This is a genomic window from Thiomonas sp. (genome assembly GCF_054608695.1).
Genome location: NZ_JBTRXV010000066.1, coordinates 1 through 23,807 on the forward strand (window position 1 = coordinate 1; position 23,807 = coordinate 23,807).

Genomic DNA, 23,807 nt, shown 5'->3' on the forward strand with positions numbered 1-23,807 from the left:
ACAGCATCTCATCAGCCGCGCTCAGTCGAGCTTGCGCCGACTGCAACCGCGCGGCGGGAATGATGCCCTCCTGCGAAAGCAATGCATCACGCTGCTCCTGAGCTCGCGCCAAGTTGCGCTGTATTGCTGATTCGTTGCGCTGGCGCTGCAGCTGAGCGATTTGCGGGCTGCTCAGTTCAGCCAGTAACTGACCGCGCTTGACTGTATCCCCCGCTGTCACCAATAAACGAGTGACAAGGCCCGCGGCGGGAGCAACCACGACAGCCTGTTGCGAGGTTGGCACGACAACCCGCGCTGGAAGGCTGATTTTCGCGGCTCCTGCTGCTTGCACTGTAGCCAGATGCACGCCCAGCGCTGTCTGTTGTTCAGGGTTGATGTGAATAAACGTCTGGCTTTGCTGGGCTTGCGCCAAAGCGGGGACGGCGCTCAGACTTGCTGCGGCCCACGCGGCAGCCATGGCTACGCGCCTGGAAATTGACCAAGTATGCATTGTTGTTCTCCACGACGGCCCTCATTGGGGGCCGCTAACGTCGCTGAAAAAGTAGGCACACCACGGCTTGCGCGCGCTTGTGCCCATTCCGGCTGTCGCGCATAAATGCGGCGCCGGAAACCAGGGCGATTTAGATTTAGATCGTGGAGGGAGGTGCTAACACATGCGGCGGCATGCCGCATGGACGATGAGAGGCCAGCGGTGAGGGTGAGAAATCAATCCAAGGGCGCAGCTTGGGCGGTAATTGCAAAGAGCTAGCCTGAGCATATGCCAGGTAAAAGGAGTAATCCAAATCAATCGGCAGCTTCGGCTGAAGCCTGACAATACGCAACTCACGTACCGTATTCGGGTCTATAAAACCACTGCCGCTCGGAATTTGGTGTATAGAGAAATTGACAGCGCGTGCGCCGAGCTGAGGAGTAACGCTGACACTGGCGGTTGCAGTAGTATCGGGACTGCTACTCTGCCGTATTAAGGCGGCTTGGGTGAGCCATGCATATGAAACTGCCTGCCCCAGACGCTCATTCGTGAGGGGTACTAGCATCAGCAACAGCGATAGCAGGGCTACTGTGGCGTACAGAATAAAGCTGGAGTAACGATGAGTGTTCATGCAGAGCCAGCGTTCGACGTTAGATGACCACGGATACTGATTTGTAGCAGCGAGACAAGAGTTGCAGCGCGCCTATTGCTCCGGCCCTATGAAATTTGAACTCCACACGGTGCGCGGCTCAGTGATGAGTGCCTGAAAAAGTGCAGACATTACAGGGCCGGATCAATAAGGTTATTAAGGAAAGCCACTACTTACTGTCTGGTTAAATCATTCATGCGAAGCATGGGAGCAAGCAACGGCGCTGGGTTCCAGGCCGATTTCGTTTGGTGCCGATTTGAATTTCGATGGCCGAGCGTTGCGTAACTTCCCGGGGTTGACAACCCCGAGGAGTTCACGTGAACGCAGGTAAGACGCTGTTTGCCCAGATCATGGAGTCCGTGCCTTGGACGAGCGCTGCACGCCTCGTGCAGCGCCATGGCGGCGATGTGGGTGTTCGCACGTTGTCGTGCGCCGAGCAATTCCGCGCGTCGGCCTTCGCGCAGTTGACGTGGCGCGAGAGTCTGCGCGACGTGAACGTGCTGGACATCGTGCCCGCAGAGGCTGGGGCCTTCGACGTGATGGATCGGGGCTATGTGGATTTCCGGCGGCTGTCTGCGCTGCATCAGGCTGGAGCCTTCTTCGTCACGCGCGCCAAGAAGGGCAGGGATGCACGGCGGGTGGACTCGGCCCCGACCGACCGCAGCACGGGGGTGCTCTGCGACCAACGTGTGATGCTGAGTGGCGACTGCCCGGCCAAGAAGTATCCCGAACGCCTGCGCCGCATCCGCTTCACCGATCCCGCGTCGGGCAAGACGCTGATCTTCCTGACCAACAACACCAGCCTGCCCGCCTTGACGATCGCCGCACTCTACAAGAGCCGTTGGCAGGTCGAGCTCTTCTTCCAATGGATCAAGCAGCACTTGCGCATCAAGCGCTTGCTGGGCACCAGCGAGCACGCGGTGAAGACGCCAATCTGGTGCGCCATCGCCATCGTCAAGAAAGAGCTTCACCTCGATGCCTCGCTCTACGCATGCCTACAGATTCTGTCGGTGTCGGTTTTCGAGAAAATCCAGCTTTCATGCGCCTTGCAGCCCGAGCGCAATCAATCTGAACCTGACGACTTTTCTAACCAATTGAATTTGTTCGGGATTTAACCGGACAGCAGTGGCCTTGGGTATTGATCAGGGACATGACAAACTCCATGGGGATTCGCTGTTGGACTGGGGCTCAAGCCATGAAGGGGCTTGATGCCATCGTTCTCGTCACAGACCGTTTGGCAAAAAACCGTTTCGGTGTGCAATGCAGCAAGAATTTAAGAGATGGGGACTGATCCGTCTAATTTAACGTTTCAATTCGCCTCATAGCAGTGGGCTATGGCCACCCGGGTTCAACAGTTAGCGGCAATACTGTTCAGATACATGTTCATCGGCGATCGTTCTCGTCCATCGAAACTTCGATGGACGAGAACGATGGCGCGAGCACGCAAGGCCTGACCCACACAGATCGATGTCGCCCACCTGATCAGCGCCGGCGTGCTGGCCAGCGTGTGTCCACGCACGCTGATCGAAGAGGTCTTGGCCGAGACGGGCCGGGCCAGCCAGCGTGAGCGGCGGCTGCCCGCGCCCGTGGTGGTGTACTACGTGATGGCACTGGCGCTGTGGCGCGAGGCGCCACTGGAGGAGGTGCTGCGCGTGGTGTGCGAGGGTCTGCAGTGCTTGAGCGATGGCAAGGCCGATGCGGTGCAGGCGAGCAAGTCAGCCCTATCGCAGGCACGCACCCGGTTGGACAGCAAGGTGATGTTTGAGCTGGCGCAGCGGGTGTTGCGTCCACTGGCAACACCCGCTGCGCCAGGCTCGTGGTATCGAGGTCTGCGTGTCATGGCCGTGCACGGCAGCGGCATGGATGTGGCCGACGAAGCGGCCAATGCCGAGTTCTTCGGGCATCCGGCGGCCTCACGCGGGCAAAGCGCCTTCCCGCAAGCGCGCTTGCTGGGCTTGGTGGAGTGCGGCACGCACGTGGTGGTGGCAGCGGCCATCGCGCCGTACAGCCGCAGCGAGGTCGCGATGGCGATCGAGTTGCTGCCGGCAAAGTTGACGCCGGACATGCTGGTGCTGGCCGATCGCCATGTCTACAGCTTCAAGCTGTGGCAAGCCGCTTGCGCCACTGGGGCCAAGCTGGCTTGGCGAGTCAAGTCGACCCTGGGCCTGCCGGTCCAACAGCTTCTGAGCGACGGCTCGTACCTCAGCACCGTCTTCGACAGCAAGGATCGCGCACGACAACACGGCCAGACCGTCCGCGTGATCGACTCCACGCTGCACGATTCAGCCACGCCGGTGCAAGACAGCTACCGGCTGGTGACCAACCTCCTCGAGCCCGAAAGCGCGCCGGCGTTGAAGTTGGCCGCGCTGGACCACGAACGCTGGGAGATCGAGGGGGTGTTCGACGCATTCAAGACGCACCTGCGCTCCAACAGCATCAAGCGAAAAACGCCGCAAGCTGCGGCCGTCCCCCCTGAGCGCCTGGTTGCTTGGCGCGACGCCATGCTCGCTGAGATCGCCCGCGGTCGCTGTGTCAGCCGCCGCGGCCGCTTCAACCCGCGCGGGGCCAAGCGCAAGATGAGCAACTTCAACGTCCGCCATCGCGGAGAATTGCTCCATCAGCGTCACTGCCCAATTCCGGTCATTCGTATCTGAACAATATTACGGTTAGCCCGGTACGCCCTTGCATGCCCGCCGGGCGCACAGGCCCATGGTCGCGCTGCGGCGCGCGGCAAAAGTCACAAACCCTTGCCACAAATCCTTCATCGTTCCTTCATGGGGCCATCACACGCGGTCGCTACGTTGCGGATCACCGGGGCCAGGAACACGGCAGGGGCCTGCCGATGAACCGGCGCCGGTGCCCCCACACAGGAGAACCTGATCATGCATAGACCCAGCCTTTTCTCGGTGACGGCCTTGAGCGCGATGCTGGCCTGGCACCCCATGCCCGCCAGCGCCGAGTCCGACACCCATACCGCAATGCCGATCGAGCACCTGATCGTCATCGTCGGCGAGAACCACAGCTTCGACAACCTGTTCGCCACCTACAAGCCCAAACACGGCCAGGCCGTGCGCAACCTGCTGTCCGAAGGCATCGTCAACGCCGACGGCACGCCGGGGCCGAACTTCGGCAAGGCCGCCCAGTGGCAGGCCAGCGATACCGACGTGTATCGCCTCGACCCGACCAAGACCCAGCCCTACGCCACGCTGCCGCAACCCAACACGACCTACGCCAACGGCCAGCCCCCCGGCGTGCCGGACCAGCGCTTCCCGGCCAAGCTGCCCAACGGCCCGTTCCAGATCACCAAGTACGTGCCGTACGACTCCTACACCGGCGACCCGGTGCACCGCTTCTTCCAGATGTGGCAGCAGGTGGACAAGGGCCGGCACGACCTGTTCACCTGGGTGGCCCAGACCGTGGGCATCGGCGGCCAGAACACGCCGCCCGCGACCCCGGCCGACACCTACCAGGGCGGCGTGCAGATGGGCTTCTACAACATGAGCACCGGCGACGCGCCGTACTTCAAGCAGCTCGCGCGCGAATACGCCATCAGCGACAACTACCACCAGGCCATCATGGGCGGCACGGGCGCCAACTTCATCTCCATCGGCACCGCCGGGGACGCGGCGTTCTACAACACCAACGGCATGCCCGCCATGCCGCCGGTGAACCAGATCGAGAACCCCGATCCTGTGCCGGGCACCAACAACTTCTACAAGCAGGACGGCTATGCCGGCGGCTCCTACGTCAAATGCGCGGACCCGCAGCAGCCTGGCGTGACGGCGATCATGGATTACCTCCACGCCCAGCCCAACAAGCCCTTCAACGGCGGCAACTGCGCGGCCGACACCTACTACCTGCTGAACAACTACGGCCCCGGCTACAACCCCGACGGCACGCCCACGCCGCTGGGGCCGACCCATTTCACGGTACCCCCGCAAACGGTGCCGATGCTGGCGGACGCGATGACGGCCAGGGGCATCACCTGGAAGTGGTACAGCGGTGGCTGGAACAATGGCCACCCCACCAGCGAGTACTGCTCGATCTGCGACCCGTTCGTGTTCTCGAAGTCGGTCATGACCTCGGCGCAGCGCAACAACCTGCAGGGCATGACCCTGTTCCAGTCCGACGTGAAGTACGGGACGCTTCCAGCGGTGTCCTTCGTGCGGCCCTATGAAAGCCAGGCCGGCCACCCGGCCGATTCCAACCCGCACCACTACGAGCAGTTCGTCAAGAGCGTGATCGACCAGGTCAAGAGCAACAAGCAGCTGTGGGCGCACACAGCCATCATGATCACCTTCGACGAAGGCGGCGGCTACTACGACTCGGGCTATATCCAGCCGATCGACTTCTTCGGCGACGGCACGCGTATCCCGATGATCGTGGTGTCCCCGTACTCGCGCGGCGGCGATGTCGACCACACCTACACGGACCACGCCTCCATCGCCAAGTTCATCGAGGCCAACTGGGGCTTGTCGCCGCTGTCCAAGCGCAGCCGCGACAACCTGCCCAATCCGCTCCCTGTCTCTGGCGACCCCTATGTGCCGCGCAACAAGCCTGCCATCGGCAACATGATGACCCTGTTCCACTTCGGCCACAACGATGACCATGAGGATGGGCATCAGGGCCGGCATTCGAACGCGCAGGACGACTGACCCCGCGCGGCGCGGTTCCAGACTCGCCACGCAGGCGGAATGCGCCTGCTGCAGCGCGACCGGAAAGGCTAGGGACGCCAGCCGGGGCGCCCTGCACCCGGGCCCAGGGCGCCCCGCTCAAGGCGGAGCCATGCCGGCGCGCTGCAGGGGGCCGGGCACGCCCTGTGGGGCGCCGGGCGGCGGGGCACGGCGCTCGGACCCACGCTCGGGTACGCCCTCAGGTCTGCCTGAGCGCCCGGCTTCGCCCCGCGAACTGGGTTCGAAGCCGGGCGCGAGCGCGCGGAAATGGGGCTGGAACTCAGGCTGCACATGCTGGCGCAATTCCGGCGCTGGTCGTTCGAGGCGCTGCGGCGCTTCACCCGGGCGCTCGATCGGCGAAGGCGGCCCGGCACCACGCTCGGGCGCGGGAAAGCCAGACGGCCTCGGCCCGGGCGGCGGTGCGAAGCCTGGCTGCTCCAGGCGCGGTTCGTGGCGTTGGTCGAATCTTTGCGCGGGGTGTTCAGGAAAGTGGGGCATGGGGCGCGAAAACCCGCGATCCCGTTGCGCTGGTTCCAGGGTTTGCAGCGGCGGCCGGGGAGCTTGCGGCTGCGCCGCCAACGGGGATCGCGGCTGCGGGATGAACACACGCGGCGACTCAGACCGCCCGGACTCTCCCGGCTGCGGCTGCAAGCCAGGCTGTGGCCTGGGTGACGGCTCCGCCGCCGGAAGCTGGCCAAGACGCATCGATGGCGGCGTTACCGGTTGGCGCGGGAACGGGCGCTGCACCGGGACCGGCACGATGCGCACCGGAACCCGTTCGGGCGACGTGTTGTTCGCGGGCAGGACCCGGTATGTGCCCGGGGGCCGCAGCCCGTCGGCCTCGGGCATGCCAGAGCGCTGCGGCAGCGGCCCGGGCTCGCGCGTGGCCAGCACCGGGCGCGGCCGGAACCCCGTGGGCCAGGGCATGGGACGCGCCCCGGCGGTGACGCTGGCCGCCAACGGGTGCGCGTCGGGTGCCGTGGCCAGCGGCAGGATGTGCGCGGGCAAGGCGGCCAGGCGATGCACATGATCCTGCACCGGCAGGCCCTGAACGAAGGCGGTGCGCGGAACCAGGGTGAGGGCGTGGGGCGGCAGGCGGCGCGGGTCGAGTTCGCGGCGCACATTGATCCAGTCGTGGTCGCGGTCGCTGATGGGGGTGCAGCGATTCACCTCCACGAGGTAAGCCGGGGTGTAGGCGTAGGGCGGGCGGTAGATCTGCCCCGGGCCGAGTGGGAACCAGCCCACGGCCGGAGCGCCGCCGGCCACGCCGAAGGAGAAGGTGACGCCGGGCGCGGCGCCGACGAAAGCCACCAGCGCCGGGGCGTACACCGGGCGCACCACCACGGGCCCCGGCACCCAGGCCCAGGCCGAACCGACCCAGGCCCAGCGGCCGTAGTGGAAGGGCGCGAAGCCCCAGGGCTCGGCGGCAATCCAGGTCCAGCCCCAGGGTGGCACCCAGGCCCAGTGGCCGTTGCGGTAGGGCACCCAGCCGGGGGCGACGCGCGGGTACCAGACGGGCCCGTATTGCGGGCTCTGGGCCCATTCGCCCCAGGCGTCGAGCCCCTGGTAGCCGGTGACCCAGGGCGAGACATAGCGCGCGGAGATGGAAGCGTCTTCGCGTGCGTTCAACTGCGCCACCCACTGGTCGAAGGCGTCGGCCGGCGGATTGTCTTCAGCGGCCACAACGGTGAGGTTCTGCCCGGCAAAGCGCGCCCTCTGTCCGGCCTCCACCGCATAGGGCGCGGCGCTCTCGCCATAGGCCGCGCCCTGGCCGGCGCGCAGCGTGGCGGTGGTGGTGTCGGCGGCCGGATTCACGTCCAGGCGCATATCGCCGGCGCTTTGCAACTGAAAGGCGAGGTTGGGCGTGTCCACCTCCACCCGCTGATCCGGTCCGAAGGCGCGCACCTGCAATTGCGCCGTGCCTTGCGACAGCGACAACTGCACGTCCTGCTCGCGCAGATCGAGCACCGTGAGGTCGGTGCCCGGGCCCAGCCGGATCGCATCCGGCCCGGCGACGATGTCGGCGCGCCCGCCCGGCGGCACCCACAGCCGGTCGCCGATGGTGATGGGCCGGTTCAGGCTGGCCGCGATCCAGCTGCTGGCGCCGGCCGGCAGCAGACTCACCTCGCCTTGAAACTCGGCGATGCGGCCGACCAGTGCGGGCGGTTCCCCGGCATGCGCGAGGGGTGCCAAACCGACGATCGCGACCGCGAACAGGCTGGGTAAAGCTCGGTGCAAGCCCCAACGCAAACAGCCGCGCCGACGGACAAGGTGTGGGAGCAGGTTCATGGTTGTTGGCTTGGGCGAGAACCCTGGAATGGGTTGCTTTCAACATCAACGAACGACATGCGCGCGCGCATGACAGCGGCTTGCATGCGCGCACTGCCAGATGTAACCCGTGACCCACAAGCCAGGCGCCGGGCTCAACGGCACGCCGGGGCCGGTCCATGCCTTGCGCCAGCGACGCCACGGCCACGTCATGGCAGACGCAATGCCGCAAGCATCGGGCTGTCATCCGCTTGTCATCGGCCTGACACATGAATGACCGAGATTCGGGCAGCGCCCACGCCACCATCCTGCGCCCTCCGCACCCCATGAATCACACGGTCAAGCACGCTGTCCTGCGCGTGCGCTTCGCCTCGGCCACGGCGGATTGCGACGATACCAATTCCCAACCCATCGCGCCCGGCGAGGCTTTGTTGCGCCTGCGCGAAGGCGACGCCTGGGCAGCGCTGCTCAGCAGCGGCCACGACGTGCGCGAGCTGACCGACTGGCTCATGCTCCTGCGCCACCAGCCTGGCGGGCGCCTGCCAGGCGTGCTTGCGCTGCTGCCCGACGTGGCTGACCCCGGCGCCCTGGCGGCACTGCGCGCCGGCGCCGATGCCGTGCTGCACCTGGGCAGCACGGCCGCCTTGATCCGCGCACAACTCGGCCGGCTGCGCGAGCGCGTGGCGCCGCAGCCCGACGGCTGGCTGCAGCTGGATGACGACCTGGCGCTGGATGGGCAGGCCCGACGCCTTTACCTAAGCGCCCCCACCCGTGCGCAAGCGGACTCCCCCCGAGGGGGTCAAGGACATTTCGGGGCGGCTCTGCAATCCCTTGAGGGCACGCAGACTCTGGCGCTGCCGCCGCAACTCTTCCACCTGCTCTGGACCCTTGCGGCGCAGGCCGGGCATGTGCTTGGCCCCCAGGCGCTGCGCCTGGCGATGGACATTCCTGCCCGGGCCCAGGCCGACACGGTGCACACCGCCGTGGGTCGCCTGCGACGCGCACTGCGCCCGCTCGGGCTGCACAACCATGTGCAGACGGTGCATGGTGTGGGCTACCGCTGGCACAGAACCTTGTCGCCGGGGCAAACGACCACGAGCGTTGACAACGCTGCGCAACGACAAACCTGAGTAACCCTGGCTTGTTGACACACTCAGCACACCCAGACGCGTCAATCGGCGCCAGCCGAATCTGCTCCTGGTGTCGATAAGCGTTCGCAACGTCAACGTTTATGTACAAGTTTGACGCCGACGGTCAGATCTTGGTCAGGTTTATGCAACCGGCGCGTCACGCGCCCTGGCTGCAATAGCGCTCTGTACCCGTGGGCCAGACAGCCTCGCGGACAAGCCGAACCCGACACACCCCGGAGGATTGCATGCAACACCCGATCACGCCAACCGCGCATCCCGCGTTCAAACCCAGTCTGCTCGCGCAGGCCATGTTCACGGCTCTGTTGGCCCTACCCCTTGCCACGGCGCAGGCGCAATCGGCGCCAGAAAGTCTCGGCACGGTGCAGGCCGGTGGCCAGACAAACGCGACGTCCGAGCACAAACCCAGCCACGAAGCGGAAAAACTGGCGCCCGTCCATGTCTTCAAATCGGGCGAGTCCGTCAAGGTGCTGACCAAGAGCGAACTCACGGCTGCCGGACCCGTGGGCGGCAGTGCGCAAGCCCTGTCCTACGCCCCCGGCGTGGGCGTGACCGGCTATGGCGCCACCGGCTCGACCAAGAACTCCATCAGCATCAACGGCATCAAGCAGGGGTGGGGTGGCTTTTCCGGCGGTCAGATCGACAACGGCAGCATTGCCGTGACCTTCGACGGCGTGCCCATGGCCAACCCATCCACCGGGCTCTGGGAGTCTCCCGAGGTGCCGCAACTCAGTCTGCTGCAAGGCGCGGCCATCACCTACGGCCCCGGCAATGCCAGCGACCGCTGGTACAACAACATCGGCGGCGAAATTGCCTTCGTGCCGCTGCAACCCACCGATAAACCAGGCGGCTCCATCGGCCTGAGCGTGGGCAGCTATGGCGCGCGCAACCTGTCGATCAATCTGCGCACTGGCGCGCACGACGGCTGGTCCACCATCCTCGCCGGGGGCGTGGGTTCGGCAAACAGCTACCGCACCAGCGTGGATGGGTTCGACAATCACAGCCATAACTACGCCTGGTTCTTGAAAACCCGAAAAACCTTCGAGAATGGTGATTTTTCATTGGGTTTTTATCAGGCCCAGGGAAGTGGCTATCGACCTGTCCCGATTCCACTCCAGCCAATTTCCGGAGTGACCCTGGACGGCACAGCCAATGCACCACTCTATAGTCAGCCGACTTCGGGTTATGACAGTTCAATCCCCGCCAATGTCTGGTTCAAGAACGACACCAACAAGACCCGGCTCATTTATGGAAAGGCGAACATCAACGTTGATGCGTCGCTATCTCTGCACAACTTGATTTGGTATCGCCTGGGAGAGCGCCTGCACTATCACTACAACAATTATGGACTGAGCAACCCGGGCAATCTCTACGAATACAACAATCCAAGCGATACCGTCTACGGCGACAAGGCCTGGGCCGATGTGAAAATGCCCTACAACACCGTTAGTTTTGGTGGCTTTTTCCTGAAGAGCCACTACAACTCGAGAAACGCCTTCTACAACACCAACCCGCCCTACAACGGCAGCCAGACAGTTCCCAACGCACATTATCGCAGCGACTACTGGGACCAAACCGATCTGGCTGCCTTCGTGCAAGACCGCATCAGCCCGACGGCCAATCTCGACATCACCCCTGGAATTCGCTTCATCAATTATCAGACAAGCTACTACCCGGCAGCACAGTCTGATTTCAGCCAAGCCTATGCGCTTTACCCGGGCAATAACCAGGGTGTACTCCCAGCCGCCAACGTCACCCACCATGCAACCGAGCCGTCGGTTGCCGTCAACTGGCGTGTCAACGAGGCGCTGGCTTTGTTCGGCAACTACGCGGTGGCCTACAAGGAACCACAAGTCGGTGGCGGTGGTGGCATTTACCAATCGACGCCGCCAATCTACAACCTGGAAAAAGGAACAGACTACAACCTCGGCGTCAAGATGCATGTCAAAAACGATGGCGTGCTGCGCAATTTTCTGTTGAGCGTTTCCTACTTCCATCTGCATTACAGCAATCAGTACATTCCGCTGAGCGACGCGAATGGCAATTTTCTCGGGGATGCAAATGGCGATTCGATTTACAAGGGATTCAATATCGCCGTGGCCGACGACGTTCTGTATAACCTGCACCTCTTTGCCAACATGAATTTCGAGCAGGCGAATTTCAACAACTACACCACAGGTGGCGTGAGCTACGCGGGTTTGCCGGTGTCGAATGTACCGAATCGCACCTTGAATGTTGGCGCGTCCTACGCCTACTACGTTTCAGGCATGTTGCTGACGCCTCGTGCCTGGTATCAGTATGTCGGGCAGCAACATATGTTCGACAACAACCTCGGCGCCCCCAGCCAAAAAACCATTCCCGCTTATGGCACCTTCAATATTGGACTCGATGGCGAGGTTCCATTCGCCCATTCAAGCCTGCACGATGTGCGTTTCAGCGTGGACGTCCTGAATGTGCTGGATAAGCGTTACAACGCTTTTGAAGAAGTGACCAGTGGCGGCCTGTTGGGTGGCAATTCGCAAGGTCAGGTGCTGGGCCTCCCAGGTGCGCCTCGCACTTTCTACGCATCCGTGAATGCCGATTTTTAATCAGACGGCCTCGGGCTGACCGTCATCTTCATGTCACATCGGTCGGCCAGTCTGCAGGGCTGATACCTCAACGTTTTTGGAGTTCATCATGTCGTTCGACACGCTCACCCACATCGCCCAGACTTCGGGCGGGATTCTCTACATCATGCTGGTCTTGCTGTTCGTGGCTCTGACGGTGACCGTGGAGCGGTTCTGGACCCTCTCGCGCATGCTGGACGCGGCCAAGACCTGGGTGCGTGAACTGAAGGGCCACGCGCACGTGGACGCCAAATTACTCAAAGGCCTGGTCGAGGCGAACGCCGATACACCGGCGGCGCAGGTGGTGGCCGTGGCGCTGCATCACGATATGAGCGACGCCGTGGAGCATTTTTCCAGCCGCCTGGAAGAGGCCGTGATGGACCAGGCGCCGCGCATCGACCGCGGGCTGTGGGTGCTCGACACCATCGTCACCCTGGCGCCGCTGCTGGGCCTGCTGGGCACCATCATCGGCATGTTCAACACCTTCTCGGCGCTGGCCAATCCGGGTGCGGCTTCGCAGGCCGTCACCGGCGGCGTGGGCGAGGCGCTGGTGGCCACGGCCGCCGGGCTGTTCATCGCCGTGCTCGGCCTGGTGGCGTTCAATGCGCTGAACCAGCGCGTGCGCCTGCTGATGCACCAGCTCGAACGCATCAAGCTCATGCTGGTCAACCGCATGCTCCCGCATTACCGCGAGGGCGGCGTGCGCGGCCCCGCGCGGCATCCGGTCGTCACCCCGGTCAGCCCCAACCGTGGCGTGCCTGCCGGCGCCTTGGGCCAGGCGCTGCAACAAAAAATTGCCTGACCTCGGCACGGTGCCATTCCAGGCCTCGGATCAACGCGCCAGTTCGCGCATCACACCCTTTCTTCAAGCAAGCGTGGGCTTTTGCCGTGCCCGCTTCGGCCGCGGCTCGCGCTGCGGCACTTTTCCTTGAGCTGCCATGAAGTATTTCGAAGTCAAGAAAGCCCGCATCGAGATCATCCCGATGATCGACATCATGTTTTTCCTGCTGGTGTTCTTCATCATGGTCACGCTGCACATGATTCCCGACGCCGGCATCGCCTCGCGCCTGCCCACCAGCGCCACCGCCCAGGCCATGCCCAAGCCGCAGATCACCCTGGCGGTGGACAAGGCCGGCGTGATTCACTTCGAGCAGAAGACCCTGACCCCAGCCCAGCTCACCGCTCTGCTCAAGAGCCGGCCGCAGCCGGGTGCACTGCAGGTGACCCTGGCCGGTGACAAGGCGGTGTCGCTGCAGCAGCTCATGGCGGTGATGGACGCCTGCCGCAAGGCGGGAGTGACGAAGATCGGCCTGGCGACGCGGCAGGGCGGAGGCAGCGGCTCATGAGCGCCGTGCTGCAGCACGCTCCGCAGCATTGGCGTGAGCCGCATGACGCGCAGCGCTGGCCGCTGGCGGCGGGCGCCGCGCTGCTGCTGGAGGTTGTCATCATCGGTGCGCTGCTCTGGCTGGCCGACCATGCATCGGCGCCACCACCGCCTGCGCCGATGCAAATCGTGCTCGACGCCCCGAAGCCGGCGCCCCAAACAGTGGCGCCGCCAATACCCAGGCCGCCTGAACCCAAGCCGCTGCCGAAGCCGATCCCCAAACCCGTCGTCAAGCCGCAGCCCAGGCCGGTCCTCCACAAGGCCGCCCCCAAACCCGCGCAGCCGCCGCCACCGCGGCCGGTCGCGACGCCGAAGGTGGAAGCCCCGCCCGCACCGGTGCCCGACACCAAGCCGGCCATGCCGGTGGCGGCGCCACCACCGCCTGCGCCGCCGCAACCACCCGCGCCCCCGGCACCCGACGCCGCCTCGATCAAGGCCAGCTTCGAGGCCGCGTTGCGCAGCGCCATTCAGGCGGCGGTGCGCTACCCGCAAGCCGCGCGCCTGATGCGGCTCTCCGGCAAGACGCTGGTGGGTTTCGATTTTCGCGACGGCGTGGTCAGCCACTTGCGCGTGGTCACGTCCAGCGGTGCCGGCCTGCTCGACCACGCCGCGCTCGATGCCGTGCGCAACGCCCCCTATCCCCCCACACCCCGAGTGCTGCAAGGCAAAGCCATGGCCTTCACCATATGGGTGCGGTTTCACCTGAACGATCAATGACTTCCATGGCCTCGACATCACGCCGCACAAGCAAGCTGGCTTGCCGCTTTGCACGCCAGCTTGCCACGGCCACGCTGCTCGGCCTTGGCGCGTCAGCGCAGGCACAAGCCGCCACCCTCACCGTCTATGGCGCGATGGGCTACGACCAGCATGTCGCGCAAGCCTTCACCCAGGCCACCGGCATTCCCGTCAACCTCATTCACCTCAGCACCGGCCCGCTGCTGGCGCGGGTGCAGGCTGAAAGCGGCAACCCGCAATGGGACGTGCTCTGGCTGGACGGCAACCAGGCGATGCAGACCTTCGCCACGCAAGGCCTGCTGCAATGCGGCTGGACGCCTGCCGTGCGCTACACCGCGCTGGGCCAGCAACTCGTGCCGCCCAGCCATTGCTGGCAGCCGGTGGGCGTGACCTATGCCGGGGTCATCCTCTACAACCCCAAGACCATCGCGCAGGCCGATTGGCCCAAGACCTGGGCCGACCTCGCCAAGCCCGCGCTGCGCGGCAAGGTGGGCATGGACAACCCGGCCATCTCCGGCCCCACCTATCCGCTGGTCGCGGGCCTGCTGCAACACCTGGGGGACACGCCGGGCAAGGCGTATTTCGAGCGTCTCAAAGCCAACGGCTTGAAGGTGTTTCCCACCAACAGCGTGACCCTGCGCGCGCTGCAGTATGGCCAGATCGACGCCGCCGTGGTGCAAAGCTCGGCGGCCATCGGCTTCCTGCACGAGATGCCCGCGCTGCGCATCGCCACCCCCGCACCCGCCACCGTGTTGCCGTCCGATCTGGCCATCGGCAAACAGATGTCGGGCACGCTGCAGCAGCAGGCGCGGCGCTTCGTGCAATGGGTGCTGTCGCCTGCAGGACAGGCCGCGATGCAGCAGGGCGACGCCGATGCCGACTCCAACGATTTGCCCTTGCTCGAAGGCGTCGCGCCCCTGCCCAGCCTGAAGCTGCTGGGCAGGGTGCAGCCGCTGGTGCTCGACCCAGCCGTATGGGGATTGAGAGAGCCGCAGGTGATCGACTGGTTCACCGCGCATATCGCACGCTGACCGTCCACTGAGCGCCCGCTGAACACCGTCCCATGACTGCCCGCAATCCAGACCTGCGCTGGCTGGCCGAACCCGCCTTGGCGTCGACGCACGAGCCCAGCGGCACGCGCACCGCTGGGCGCCGCTGGGCCTTGCGTGTCGGCTTACTGCTGGCCACTGTGGCGTTTGTCGCACTGTGGGCCTATCCCCTGCTGGGCTTCTTGTTCACGGCTTTCTTGCCGCATGTACTGCAGGGTGATCTGCGGCCAACGCTTGCCCCGCTGCGCCACGCCTTCCAGGGCTATGAACTGCATGCGCTGTTCAACTCGCTGTGGGTGGCGCTCACCGTGGGCGTGCTTTCGCTGCCCTTCGGCCTGTGGTTGGCCTGGCTGCGCGAGCGCACCGATCTGCGCGGACACGGCTGGATCGAAGCCGGGGTGTGGCTGCTGCTCATCTTCCCGGACTTTTTCCTCGCCTCGGGCTGGATGCTGCTGGCCGCGCCCATCGGCCCGCTGGCTGCATGGCCCACCGCCTTGCACGCCGCGCAACTGCTGCTGGGCCCGGTGGGCATCATCCTCACCCTGGCCCTCAAGGTCGTGCCCTATGTGTTTCTGGTGGCGCAAGGCAGCCTGCGCAACAGCAGCGCCGCGCTGCAGGAAGCCGCGCGGGTGCACGGCCTGTCGCGTCTGTGGCGGCTGCGCCTGGGGCTGGCCGCGCTGCTGCCCGCACTGGCCGCCGGCTTCGCCATGGCCTACGCCGAGTCGCTGCGCAACTTTGCGGTGGTGGCCACGTTGGGAGCGAGCAGCGGCTTCGCCATGGGCACGTATGCCATCTATCAGGCGGTGAACGGCATGCCGCTGAACTTCCCCTTGGCGGCGGCAACGTCCTGGCTGCTGCTGGCGCTGGTGCTGCCCGCACTGGTGCTGCAAAGCCGCGTGGGGCGGCGTGCCCGCCAGCATCAAACCCTGGGTGCCAAGCACCGGCCTGCCGCGCGGGTGCGGCTGCAAACCAGCCACCAACTGCTGCATGGCGCTTTGCTCTTGGCGCTGGCCTTGTTTGCCTTGGCTTTACCCACTTTCGCGGCGCTCGGCGTGGCGTGGCCGAAGGCGGCCTGGACGCAGATTGCCGCTTCGCTCCCTCCCTTGCTTGCCGCCATCCGCTATTCGCTGCAACTGGCTTTGGTCGCAGCCAGCATCACCGTGTTCATTGCCCTGCCGATGGCCTGGCTGAGTGCCCGCCCTGGGCGCTTGGGCCGCGTGCTCGATGTCGCCTTGCTGGCGATGATGGCGCTGCCGCTCATCGTCCTTGCCGCCGCCTATCTGCAGGCCTACAACCAGCCGTATGCGCCGCTGTATGGCGGCAGTCTGCTGCTGGGCATGGCTTATGTGGCGCTGGCGGTGCCGGCCACCAGCCGGGTGCTGCTGGGGCCGGTGGCGCAGTTGCACCGCTCGCTGGCCGATGCCGCCCGGGTGCATGGGCTGTCGCGTCTGCAGACCCTGCGCCATGTGCATCTGCCGCTGCTGGCCGGCTCGCTGTTCTACGGCTGGCTGCTGGCGGTGCTGTCGATTGCGTTCGAGCTGCCCGCCTCCGAATTGCTCTACCCCGCAGGACACCCGCCGCTGGCCGTCGCCTTGCTGCAATATGCGGGCGGCTTCCAGCTTCACCAGCAGGCGCGCTTGCAGGTGCTGGGCATGGCCGTGCTGCTGGCCTTCGCCTTGCTGGCGCGCTGTGCCTATCAGCGCCTCACCCCCGTGGCCTGGCGACAACTCGGCACCCCCTGAACCATGACCCTGCTGCACATCGACTCCGCGCGCAAGCGCTTCGGCGCGACCATCGCGCTGCACGACGTCAGCCTGCAATTGCAGGAAGGCGAAATCCTCTGCCTGCTCGGCCCTTCCGGGTCGGGCAAGACCACGCTGCTGCGCCTGGTCGCTGGGCTGGAGCGGCTGGACGGCGGCAGCATGCGCCTGGGCACCACCGTGGTGGACGCGGCGGACGGCCCCTTCCTGCCGCCGGAACAGCGGCAACTGGGCATGGTGTTTCAGGACTACGCGCTGTGGCCCCACCTGAGCGCGCTCGACAACGTCGCGCTGCCTTTGCATCGCCTGGGGCGCGGGCCATCGCGCGAACGCGCCCGTGCCATGCTGGCCGATGTGGGGCTGGCCGACTTGGCTGACCGCCACCCGCATGCCCTGTCAGGCGGGCAGCAGCAGCGCGTGGCGCTGGCGCGTGCGCTGGCGGTGCGACCCCGGCTCTTGCTGTGCGACGAGCCACTGTCCAACCTCGACGCGGGCTTGCGTGAGGAACTGCGCGACCTGATTGGCACCGTGGTGCGCGAGCACGGCATCAGCGCCCTCTACATCACCCACGACCACCGCGAGGCGCTGGCCCTGGCCGACCGTGTGGGCGTGATGGCGCAAGGCCGCCTGCTGCAACTGAGCACCCCACGCGACCTGCTGCGCCAGCCCGCCACGGCGTTTGTGGCGCGCTTCACCGGCGCGCTTGGAGCCTGGCCGGTGCGCCTGCAGGCAGGCCGTCTGCAAGCCCCCTGGGGCGAGGTGGCCGCAAGCTCCGCTCAGGCGGAGCAGCCCGACGGCGAATACACCCTCTACCTGCGCGCCTCGGCGCTGCATCTGCCACACGCCCACTTGAATGCCGACACACCGAGCTGGTCAGCGCAGGCGCGCGTGCTCGGCCACCTCACCGTGGGCGAACACACCGAACTGCGCATCGACCTTTCTGGAGTGACGCTGCGCCTGCCCGTGCCGGACGCGCTGCCCGACGCTCTGCACCACGCGGCGGGCAGCGCCATCACCCTGCGCATCGCGGCCGCGCAGGCTTTGCTTTACCCTGCGACGACAACGACAACAACCGAGGAACTGGCTGTATGAATGCAACCCAATGGGGCGGGATGACCGCCATCTTCCTGGCCTCCGCCGTCGAGTGGGTGGAGGCCTTCACCATCGTGCTGGCGGTGGCGCTGTCCATCGGCTGGGCACGCGCCGCCGGAGCCGCCGCTGCGGCCTTGGCCGTGGTCGCAGCGCTCATCGCCGTGACCGGCGCGGGGCTGAACGTGGTGCAGGCCGACATCGACATCATCCGCGCCGCCATCGGCCTGTTCCTGCTGCTGTTCGGCCTGCGCTGGTATGTGAAGGCCATCCGCCGCTACGCCGGTCGCACCAAGCCGCACGACGAAGCGAAAGAGTTCGCCGAAACGCGCGAAAAGATCGACCACGCCGAAGCCCGCGTCGCCTGGGCGATGGCCTTCAAAGGCGTGCTGCTCGAAGGCCTGGAGGTATGGCTGCTGGTCGTGGCCCTGGGCCGCTCCATCAGCAGCTACGGCCAGGCCGCTGGCAGCGCCGTGGCCGCGCTGCTGGCCGTCATCGCCGTGGGTCTGGTGCTGCGCAAGCCGCTGACCAAAGTGCCGGAAAACACCCTCAAGTTCACCGTCGCCTGCGCCCTGCTGGCCTTCGGCACCTTCTGGAGCCTGGGCGGCCTGCTCGATGAAGCCAGGGTCTGGCCGCTGGGCGACGCCACGCTCTTGCTGCTGTTCGCGGTCTATGCGGTGGCCGGGCGGCTGTCCGCCTTCAAGTTGCGCGTGCCGCAACTCGCCGCGCAAGGAGCGCGCGCATGAAAAAGGTCTTCCAGCTCATTTTTGGCGACGCCCGCAATGTCGCTTCGGTCATGCTGGCCGTGGCGCTGGCCTGGATGGTTGCGCAATGGGTGCCTTCTGCCAGCGGCTGGGTGTTGGTGGCGGCGCTCATCGCCGCGGCGTTCTGGCAGGCGGCATGACGCCTCGCCCAGGCAGGCGTCATGCAACCCGCAAGGCATGCCGAACCAGAGCCTGCCGTAGCAACTCGAACGACCTGCAGGCGAATCTTTGCGCCTGTGAGGACTCAAGGCGGCGGCGAATTTACCGCCCGTCGAGCGGCTGCGGCCAACCCTGGCGACGAGCCTGGTCGTGGCGGCGTAGGTCCTGCAATGTTGGCGTGGTGTCGCTCTGCGCAAACTCTGGCGGCAGCGTCAGCCCAAGCGCCCGTGCAACCTTGAGAGGCCTGGGCTGCTTGCGGCTCGCTAAAGCCAATGCCGCTTCGCGCAGTGGCTGCGCTCCAAGCCGCGTTTGCAGCCAGGCGGCCAGGCGCGCATCAGCGGCGCTCTCGATGCGTAATCCCAGCGACCACAGCCCTGCCGATTCATGCGTGTCGAACATCACAGACCTCCGGGAAATTGGCAACTCTTCGGCCGCCATGGCGAAGCCTAAGCCTGCGCATCAGGCTGGCGCAAGCCGCCGCCAGATCCCCTTCGAAAACCCGTTTGTCGAATTGCAATTCCCATGGCTATTCATGCCTTTACGCAAGGCTTCGCGACGGAACGACATCATCACCTTGCAGGGCACTCGGAATCATGGCGGCGGTGGGGATCCATGGCCATGCATCAATCCGGGTTCCTCGCCAAGGACGCGCAAACCGCCATGCCGATCTGCGGCCAGGTCGGCATGGCGTTCAGACGAGCCTGAAACCGCCGCCAGGCTGGCCAGCCCGGCCTCAAGCCTTGGCTGTTTGCGGCAGCCCGGTGATGTAACCGACTGCCGCACCGTAGCGGTCTTTGTAGTTGGCCCTGATCAGCGGGTCGAGCGTGGCCTTGATCTTGTCGTGCAATGGCGTTTCCCAGTCGGCCGGGTGCTGGAAATTGCTCAGGATGTAGGTCCAGCCATTGACGTCGTCCACGCCTTGCAAACCGGTGGACTCGGCCCCCGCCGGGCACGACAGAATGCGGCTGAGTTGCCTGGTGTCGACGTTGTAGGCCCACAGGAAATTGTTGACGTGCATGCCACTGTCTTCACCGATGAACAGGGTGCGCAGCTTTTCCGAGAACTTGAGGTTGTCGGGGTTGGCGACCTTGTCGGCGTTGGCCAGATTGCCCAGCGCGTCCGGTGCGGCCAGATCCTCACCCACCAAGGCGGCGGGTGGCGCCATGTCCACCGGCACCCAGTCGCTGGCAATTGCCATGGCGCTCATGTCCTTCTGACCCGTTTTCAGGTTCATCGCATACGTCGCGCCTGCACGCGGGCCCTGGACCTTGATGTCGGTGGTGCCATCGATCATCGAGGCCTGGATGTAGCTCATCGCGATGTAGGCGACCTTATCCTTGGCATTGACCGTCGTGCCTTCCCATTTGGTAAAGCTCATCGATCCGCCCACCAGCGCCGCATAGCGGTGCGTCTCAAGGAAGGCTGCCGCTTTGTCCATGCCGGGCTTGAGCCTCACCCAGTTGTCCTTGCCGGACAAACGGATCTTGGTGAAGCTCGGATCATTGGGATTGGTCGTGGCCACGTCCATGATGTCGGTGGGCTTGAGGGTCTTGGCCAACTGCTCGATTTCGGCGCTGGTGGCACTGCCCAGCTTGATCCAATTGAGCGTGAATGCGCCAGGACCGTTGCCCAAGGTCTGCGTCGCCTTGGCCACGTACAGCGTGCCCGAGGACAGATCGGCCGACTGATCGGCGACGAACATGAAGGCCCCGCCGTTGGTCGCGTCGTCGCCCATCAGCACGGTGCGCTGATCCGGGCAGACGTGCACCAGCTCGTGCGAAATGCGGCCCAGACAGAAATGCTTGACCACGCTGCCGGTGCCGTCGGGGTTGACCTTGACCTCGGGCAGGTGGCCGTAGAGGTAGGGGTTGGCCTTGACCGGATCGCTCACGGCGTTGGCGTCGCCGTAGAGATTGGTGATGAACGCCTTGAACTGGCTGTTGTTGGCGATGGCAAAGGCGTCGGGCTCATATTCCTCGCTGCTGAGGTGTGTGTTCCACGGCGACAGGCTGGCGCCGCAGGTGATCCACAGGCCATACGCCGGCTTGGTCGGCACGTTGGAGTACCTGGCCAAGGTGAGCTTGCCGGTGGTCGGCTCTTGGTCGAGCGTGAGCACGGCGATCGGCGAGGGCAGGCGGCCGTACTGGCTGGCTTGCGCCTGGTCGCGCGTGGCGTACTCGAACTGCACGACGGCAAACACCACATTGCCCTTGACGCCGAGCTTGGCCTTGTCGACGCCGGCAATCGTCTGCAACAGGCTCATGCCATCGGGACAGTCGGAATAAAACGGACGCTCCTGCCCGGGTACGGATTTATCGATGATGGGGTTGCCGTCGATGTCGAAACAACCGCCGGCGAGGATGGTGCCGCCCTGCACATTGGGCACCTGGTCTCCAGTGATGAACATCGGCTGGTAGCCGAGCTTGTAGGTTTGCGTGCTGCCATTGCTGTATGCCACTCGAAGGCTGGATGCCACGCTGGTGGTGGCCATCGCGGCGGCATCGGCCAGAGCCGGGGCGGCCATGGAGCTGAAACTGGCCGCAGTGGGCGTGGCGGCCGGGGCAGGGCCAGGTTGCGGTGTGGTCGCCGCGGTGCCGGAACTGCCGCCGCAGGCCGTCAGGAAGGAGGCTGCGCTGAGCCCACCGGCGAGCGGCAACAAAGGTGCGCCGGTGAACAGCTTGAGTGCTTGCCGGCGCGACAAGGTGGAGATTTGGGTCATGGCACGATCCTTCGGTCTGGGTGAGCGGATGGGGATGAAGCCGCCGGGGCGGTGTCGTCTGTCGGTGGCGTCACGTTCGCGTTCACGTTCACTGACATGATTCACAAGAAGTTACATCACTGACGTGACAGGAATTTGACAGTCGGCTCGTACCCGGTCCGCGCTTGTGATGCAAGCCAAGCTGGGCTATACCTGCGGCAGTTACAGCAGCGAACCACCTTGCCTATCGTTCATGCGCGTCGAAGTCGATGGGCATGACCATTGAAGGAAGACCATGAAAAACCCCTTGCTCATCGTCGCCGTTGTGCTCGTGGCACTGGTGGCTGCCATCGGCTATTTCAACTGGCAGCGCGGCCACCTGCCGGCTGCGTTGCACCCAAGCGCCAGCGCTGCGGCCACAGCGGCGCAGAGCCAGCCAGTTGCCGGGCCGGCATCATCGCCGGCGTCGGCACCGCAACTGGAGTTGCCGCAACAGAGCGCGGCCAACTTGCCCAAGCTCGACCAGAGCGATGGCGCCATCGGCCAGGCGCTCGCCGGCCTGATCGGCCACAAGGCCTTTGCGCAATGGCTGATTCCGCATCGCCTCATCCTGCACATCGTCGCCACCATCGACAACCTGCCGCGTCAGCAGGCGCCGGTGAAGGCGTGGCCGGTCAGCCCGGTGCCTGGCGTGTTGCGCACCAGCGGCACGGGCGCGGACCTGGCCATCAGCCCCGACAACGCGCAGCGCTATGCGCCCTATCTGCAAGTTCTGCAGCAGGTCAAGCCGCAACGACTCGTGGAGGTCTACCTGGAGTTCTACCCGCTGTTCCAGCAGGCCTACACCGAATTGGGCTATCCGCACGCCAGCTTCAACAACCGGCTGCTCGTGGTCATCGACAACCTGCTGGCCGCGCCCGAGCCCAAGCCGCCGGTGCTGCTGGTGCAGCCGAAAGTGCTGTTTCAGTATGCCGATCCGCGTCTGGAGTCGGCCTCGGTCGGACAGAAAATTTTGATGCGCCTGGGCCCTGCCGGTGAAACCGAGGTCAAGGCGAAGCTACGCGCCATCCGGCAGGCCTTGCTGGAGAAGATGCGGCCAGGCGCATCGACCCCTGCTGGCTGATGGCACGCCCCGCGGCTGGCAGACGTCGGCGGATCCGTGGGCCGACGGCCGCTGCCATGCCACAACGGCTCGCGCCCGCTCAGGGATGCGGCGGGTAGGCGACGTAGATTTCCACGCGCCGGTTCAGCGCCCTGCCCTGCGGCGTGGCGTTGCTGGCCACCGGGTTTTGCGGGCCCATGCCCTGGGTGGCGATGCGCTGCGGTTGCACGCCACGCGACACCAGGTAGTTCTTCACGCTCAAGGCGCGGTTTTCCGACAAGGGGTAATTGATCGCGTCGGTCCCGGTGCTGTCGGTGTAGCCCAGAATTTGCACCGATTCGGTCGGGTTCTGCATCAGCCCCGTCGCCAGCTGCGTGAGCGCGGGGTACAGGTTGCTGTTGATCTGGGCGCTGCCGGTGGCAAAGCCGGCATCTGCCGGGACATTGATCTTCAGGCGGTTGTCGGCGGTTTGCGTCACCTGCACTCCGGTGCCGGCGGTGGCCTGCTCCATCTGCTGCTTCTGCTTTTCCAGATGCTGGTTCCACAGGTAGCCGCCCAGGGCGCCGACCGCGGCGCCGGCAGCAGCGCCCGTGGCGGCGCTACGGCCGGTGTTTCCGCCCGCCGTCAGGGCGCCAAGGGCGGCGCCCGCCAAAGCACCGATGCCGGCTCCCTGCGCCGTGCTTTTTTGGGATTGATTCATGTCGGCGCAGCCCCCCAAAACCAGGGCGCCGGCCACGGCGATGACAAGCGTTCTTTGCAGCATCTCGATTCTCCTCATGCGGGGTCAAACATCGGCCTGTCAGTTTACCGGGCAGCGTCCGCACAGGCGCCGAAGTCGCGCCGGCGCCCGAGCCATCCAGGAAAACCCGAACTAAAGTAGAGCAAGGGGTGTCCCATCCCCAACCTCTTGGGAGATCGACCATGCAAGACGCATCACTTGACGCATCGCATAGCCCGGATTTGCGCTGGCACCTTGAAGACCTGGACTTTGGGCCCATCGACTGCGCCAGCCTGCGCGAGCGCGACGATCTGTTCCTGCTGGTGTGCAGCGCCTCGTTCATTGAAAGCGGCACCGACACCTACACCCGCAACCTGGTCGACTACTTTGCCGATGATGCCGAGGTCGGCACGTGGCTGATCGAGCACTGGGAGCCGGAGGAACTGCAGCATGGCCGCGCCTTGAAAGCCTATATCCACCATGTCTGGCCGGAATTCGACTGGGACGGCGCCTATGCCGACTTCTTCAGCGAATAC

At 65.2% G+C, this 23,807-nt stretch carries 19 protein-coding genes and 2 pseudogenes; 15 read left to right on the plus strand and 6 right to left on the minus strand.

Annotation, left to right across the window (positions count from 1 at the left end; all coding sequences use genetic code 11):
* Positions 1-457: efflux RND transporter periplasmic adaptor subunit (locus ACYCUK_RS17335; protein WP_461595928.1), on the minus strand; the 457-nt coding region annotated here is incomplete at its 3' end.
* A 169-nt stretch (positions 458-626) separates the two neighbouring features.
* Positions 627-1,100, minus strand: coding sequence for a hypothetical protein (locus tag ACYCUK_RS17340; protein WP_461595929.1), 474 nt, complete (start codon positions 1,098-1,100; stop codon positions 627-629).
* A gap of 335 nt (positions 1,101-1,435) precedes the next feature.
* Here ACYCUK_RS17340 and ACYCUK_RS17345 point away from each other — a divergent pair, with 335 nt between their 5' ends.
* From ACYCUK_RS17345 to ACYCUK_RS17355, 3 genes and pseudogenes are all read left to right on the plus strand, one after another.
* Positions 1,436-2,233: an IS4 family transposase gene (locus ACYCUK_RS17345; RefSeq protein ID WP_461595930.1), complete on the plus strand. Its 798-nt coding sequence runs from the start codon at positions 1,436-1,438 to the stop codon at positions 2,231-2,233.
* A 348-nt stretch (positions 2,234-2,581) separates the two neighbouring features.
* Positions 2,582-3,574 (plus strand): annotated as a pseudogene (locus tag ACYCUK_RS17350) (IS4 family transposase); the annotation flags it as partial.
* A 426-nt stretch (positions 3,575-4,000) separates the two neighbouring features.
* The gene (locus ACYCUK_RS17355; RefSeq protein WP_461595931.1) at positions 4,001-5,773 is read left to right on the plus strand and encodes an alkaline phosphatase family protein; all 1,773 of its coding nucleotides are present in this window, start codon (positions 4,001-4,003) and stop codon (positions 5,771-5,773) included.
* Positions 5,774-5,890: 117 nt separating this feature from the next.
* Here ACYCUK_RS17355 and ACYCUK_RS17360 read toward each other — a convergent pair whose 3' ends face one another.
* A complete protein-coding gene (locus tag ACYCUK_RS17360) occupies positions 5,891-8,080 on the minus strand; it encodes a DUF6600 domain-containing protein (protein WP_461595932.1) in 2,190 nt (729 codons plus the stop codon).
* 248 nt (positions 8,081-8,328) lie between these two features.
* On the opposite strand from ACYCUK_RS17360, the gene ACYCUK_RS17365 reads away from it, so the two are divergent.
* The 10 genes from ACYCUK_RS17365 to ACYCUK_RS17410 all read left to right on the plus strand — a co-directional run bounded on the left by ACYCUK_RS17365 (position 8,329) and on the right by ACYCUK_RS17410 (position 18,734).
* Complete coding sequence (locus ACYCUK_RS17365; protein WP_461595933.1) at positions 8,329-9,189, plus strand: helix-turn-helix domain-containing protein; 861 nt, start codon at positions 8,329-8,331, stop codon at positions 9,187-9,189.
* A 308-nt stretch (positions 9,190-9,497) separates the two neighbouring features.
* On the plus strand, positions 9,498-11,795 hold the full coding sequence (locus ACYCUK_RS17370) for a TonB-dependent receptor (protein ID WP_461595945.1): 2,298 nt from the start codon (positions 9,498-9,500) through the stop codon (positions 11,793-11,795).
* 88 nt (positions 11,796-11,883) lie between these two features.
* The gene (locus ACYCUK_RS17375) at positions 11,884-12,615 is read left to right on the plus strand and encodes a MotA/TolQ/ExbB proton channel family protein (protein WP_461595934.1); all 732 of its coding nucleotides are present in this window, start codon (positions 11,884-11,886) and stop codon (positions 12,613-12,615) included.
* 136 nt (positions 12,616-12,751) lie between these two features.
* Positions 12,752-13,159, plus strand: a complete 408-nt coding sequence (locus ACYCUK_RS17380) for an ExbD/TolR family protein (RefSeq protein WP_461595935.1) — start codon at positions 12,752-12,754, stop codon at positions 13,157-13,159.
* On the plus strand, positions 13,156-13,914 hold the full coding sequence (locus ACYCUK_RS17385; protein ID WP_461595936.1) for an energy transducer TonB: 759 nt from the start codon (positions 13,156-13,158) through the stop codon (positions 13,912-13,914). Before ACYCUK_RS17380 ends, ACYCUK_RS17385 begins: the two co-directional genes overlap by 4 nt.
* 5 nt (positions 13,915-13,919) lie before the next feature.
* Positions 13,920-14,963: an ABC transporter substrate-binding protein gene (locus ACYCUK_RS17390; protein ID WP_461595937.1), complete on the plus strand. Its 1,044-nt coding sequence runs from the start codon at positions 13,920-13,922 to the stop codon at positions 14,961-14,963.
* A gap of 32 nt (positions 14,964-14,995) precedes the next feature.
* Positions 14,996-16,723, plus strand: a complete 1,728-nt coding sequence (locus ACYCUK_RS17395) for an ABC transporter permease (protein ID WP_461595938.1) — start codon at positions 14,996-14,998, stop codon at positions 16,721-16,723.
* A 3-nt stretch (positions 16,724-16,726) separates the two neighbouring features.
* Positions 16,727-17,833, plus strand: coding sequence for an ABC transporter ATP-binding protein (locus ACYCUK_RS17400; protein ID WP_461595939.1), 1,107 nt, complete (start codon positions 16,727-16,729; stop codon positions 17,831-17,833).
* The gene (locus tag ACYCUK_RS17405; protein ID WP_461595940.1) at positions 17,830-18,576 is read left to right on the plus strand and encodes a COG4280 domain-containing protein; all 747 of its coding nucleotides are present in this window, start codon (positions 17,830-17,832) and stop codon (positions 18,574-18,576) included. The genes ACYCUK_RS17400 and ACYCUK_RS17405 overlap by 4 nt, the downstream gene beginning before the upstream one ends.
* Positions 18,573-18,734 carry a hypothetical protein gene (locus ACYCUK_RS17410; RefSeq protein ID WP_461595941.1) on the plus strand — a complete coding sequence of 54 codons (162 nt, stop codon included), beginning with the start codon at positions 18,573-18,575 and terminating at the stop codon, positions 18,732-18,734. The genes ACYCUK_RS17405 and ACYCUK_RS17410 overlap by 4 nt, the downstream gene beginning before the upstream one ends.
* 121 nt (positions 18,735-18,855) lie before the next feature.
* On the opposite strand, the gene ACYCUK_RS17415 is transcribed toward ACYCUK_RS17410, so the two are convergent.
* Positions 18,856-19,191, minus strand: coding sequence for a hypothetical protein (locus ACYCUK_RS17415; protein WP_461595942.1), 336 nt, complete (start codon positions 19,189-19,191; stop codon positions 18,856-18,858).
* 295 nt (positions 19,192-19,486) lie between these two features.
* Positions 19,487-21,472: a PhoX family protein gene (locus tag ACYCUK_RS17420; RefSeq protein WP_461595943.1), complete on the minus strand. Its 1,986-nt coding sequence runs from the start codon at positions 21,470-21,472 to the stop codon at positions 19,487-19,489.
* A 274-nt stretch (positions 21,473-21,746) separates the two neighbouring features.
* Between ACYCUK_RS17420 and ACYCUK_RS17425 the strand changes: the two genes are divergently transcribed.
* Positions 21,747-22,574 carry a DUF3014 domain-containing protein gene (locus tag ACYCUK_RS17425; RefSeq protein ID WP_461595944.1) on the plus strand — a complete coding sequence of 276 codons (828 nt, stop codon included), beginning with the start codon at positions 21,747-21,749 and terminating at the stop codon, positions 22,572-22,574.
* A gap of 79 nt (positions 22,575-22,653) precedes the next feature.
* Here ACYCUK_RS17425 and ACYCUK_RS17430 read toward each other — a convergent pair whose 3' ends face one another.
* Complete coding sequence (locus ACYCUK_RS17430) at positions 22,654-23,316, minus strand: OmpA family protein (RefSeq protein WP_233224383.1); 663 nt, start codon at positions 23,314-23,316, stop codon at positions 22,654-22,656.
* 158 nt (positions 23,317-23,474) lie between these two features.
* Between ACYCUK_RS17430 and ACYCUK_RS17435 the strand changes: the two are divergent.
* Positions 23,475-23,807 (plus strand): annotated as a pseudogene (locus ACYCUK_RS17435) (ferritin-like domain-containing protein); the annotation flags it as partial.

Bases quoted from the DNA above. Each gene is read 5' to 3' on its own strand.
- ACYCUK_RS17340 (WP_461595929.1), bottom strand. From the start codon at position 1,100: ATGAACACTCATCGTTACTCCAGCTTTATTCTGTACGCCACAGTAGCC.
- ACYCUK_RS17355 (WP_461595931.1), top strand. From the start codon at position 4,001: ATGCATAGACCCAGCCTTTTCTCGGTGACGGCCTTGAGCGCGATGCTG.
- ACYCUK_RS17360 (WP_461595932.1), bottom strand. From the start codon at position 8,080: ATGAACCTGCTCCCACACCTTGTCCGTCGGCGCGGCTGTTTGCGTTGG.
- ACYCUK_RS17365 (WP_461595933.1), top strand. From the start codon at position 8,329: ATGAATGACCGAGATTCGGGCAGCGCCCACGCCACCATCCTGCGCCCT.
- ACYCUK_RS17370 (WP_461595945.1), top strand. From the start codon at position 9,498: ATGTTCACGGCTCTGTTGGCCCTACCCCTTGCCACGGCGCAGGCGCAA.
- ACYCUK_RS17375 (WP_461595934.1), top strand. From the start codon at position 11,884: ATGTCGTTCGACACGCTCACCCACATCGCCCAGACTTCGGGCGGGATT.
- ACYCUK_RS17380 (WP_461595935.1), top strand. From the start codon at position 12,752: ATGAAGTATTTCGAAGTCAAGAAAGCCCGCATCGAGATCATCCCGATG.
- ACYCUK_RS17385 (WP_461595936.1), top strand. From the start codon at position 13,156: ATGAGCGCCGTGCTGCAGCACGCTCCGCAGCATTGGCGTGAGCCGCAT.
- ACYCUK_RS17390 (WP_461595937.1), top strand. From the start codon at position 13,920: ATGGCCTCGACATCACGCCGCACAAGCAAGCTGGCTTGCCGCTTTGCA.
- ACYCUK_RS17395 (WP_461595938.1), top strand. From the start codon at position 14,996: ATGACTGCCCGCAATCCAGACCTGCGCTGGCTGGCCGAACCCGCCTTG.
- ACYCUK_RS17400 (WP_461595939.1), top strand. From the start codon at position 16,727: ATGACCCTGCTGCACATCGACTCCGCGCGCAAGCGCTTCGGCGCGACC.
- ACYCUK_RS17405 (WP_461595940.1), top strand. From the start codon at position 17,830: ATGAATGCAACCCAATGGGGCGGGATGACCGCCATCTTCCTGGCCTCC.
- ACYCUK_RS17410 (WP_461595941.1), top strand. From the start codon at position 18,573: ATGAAAAAGGTCTTCCAGCTCATTTTTGGCGACGCCCGCAATGTCGCT.
- ACYCUK_RS17415 (WP_461595942.1), bottom strand. From the start codon at position 19,191: ATGGCGGCCGAAGAGTTGCCAATTTCCCGGAGGTCTGTGATGTTCGAC.
- ACYCUK_RS17420 (WP_461595943.1), bottom strand. From the start codon at position 21,472: ATGACCCAAATCTCCACCTTGTCGCGCCGGCAAGCACTCAAGCTGTTC.
- ACYCUK_RS17425 (WP_461595944.1), top strand. From the start codon at position 21,747: ATGAAAAACCCCTTGCTCATCGTCGCCGTTGTGCTCGTGGCACTGGTG.
- ACYCUK_RS17430 (WP_233224383.1), bottom strand. From the start codon at position 23,316: ATGCTGCAAAGAACGCTTGTCATCGCCGTGGCCGGCGCCCTGGTTTTG.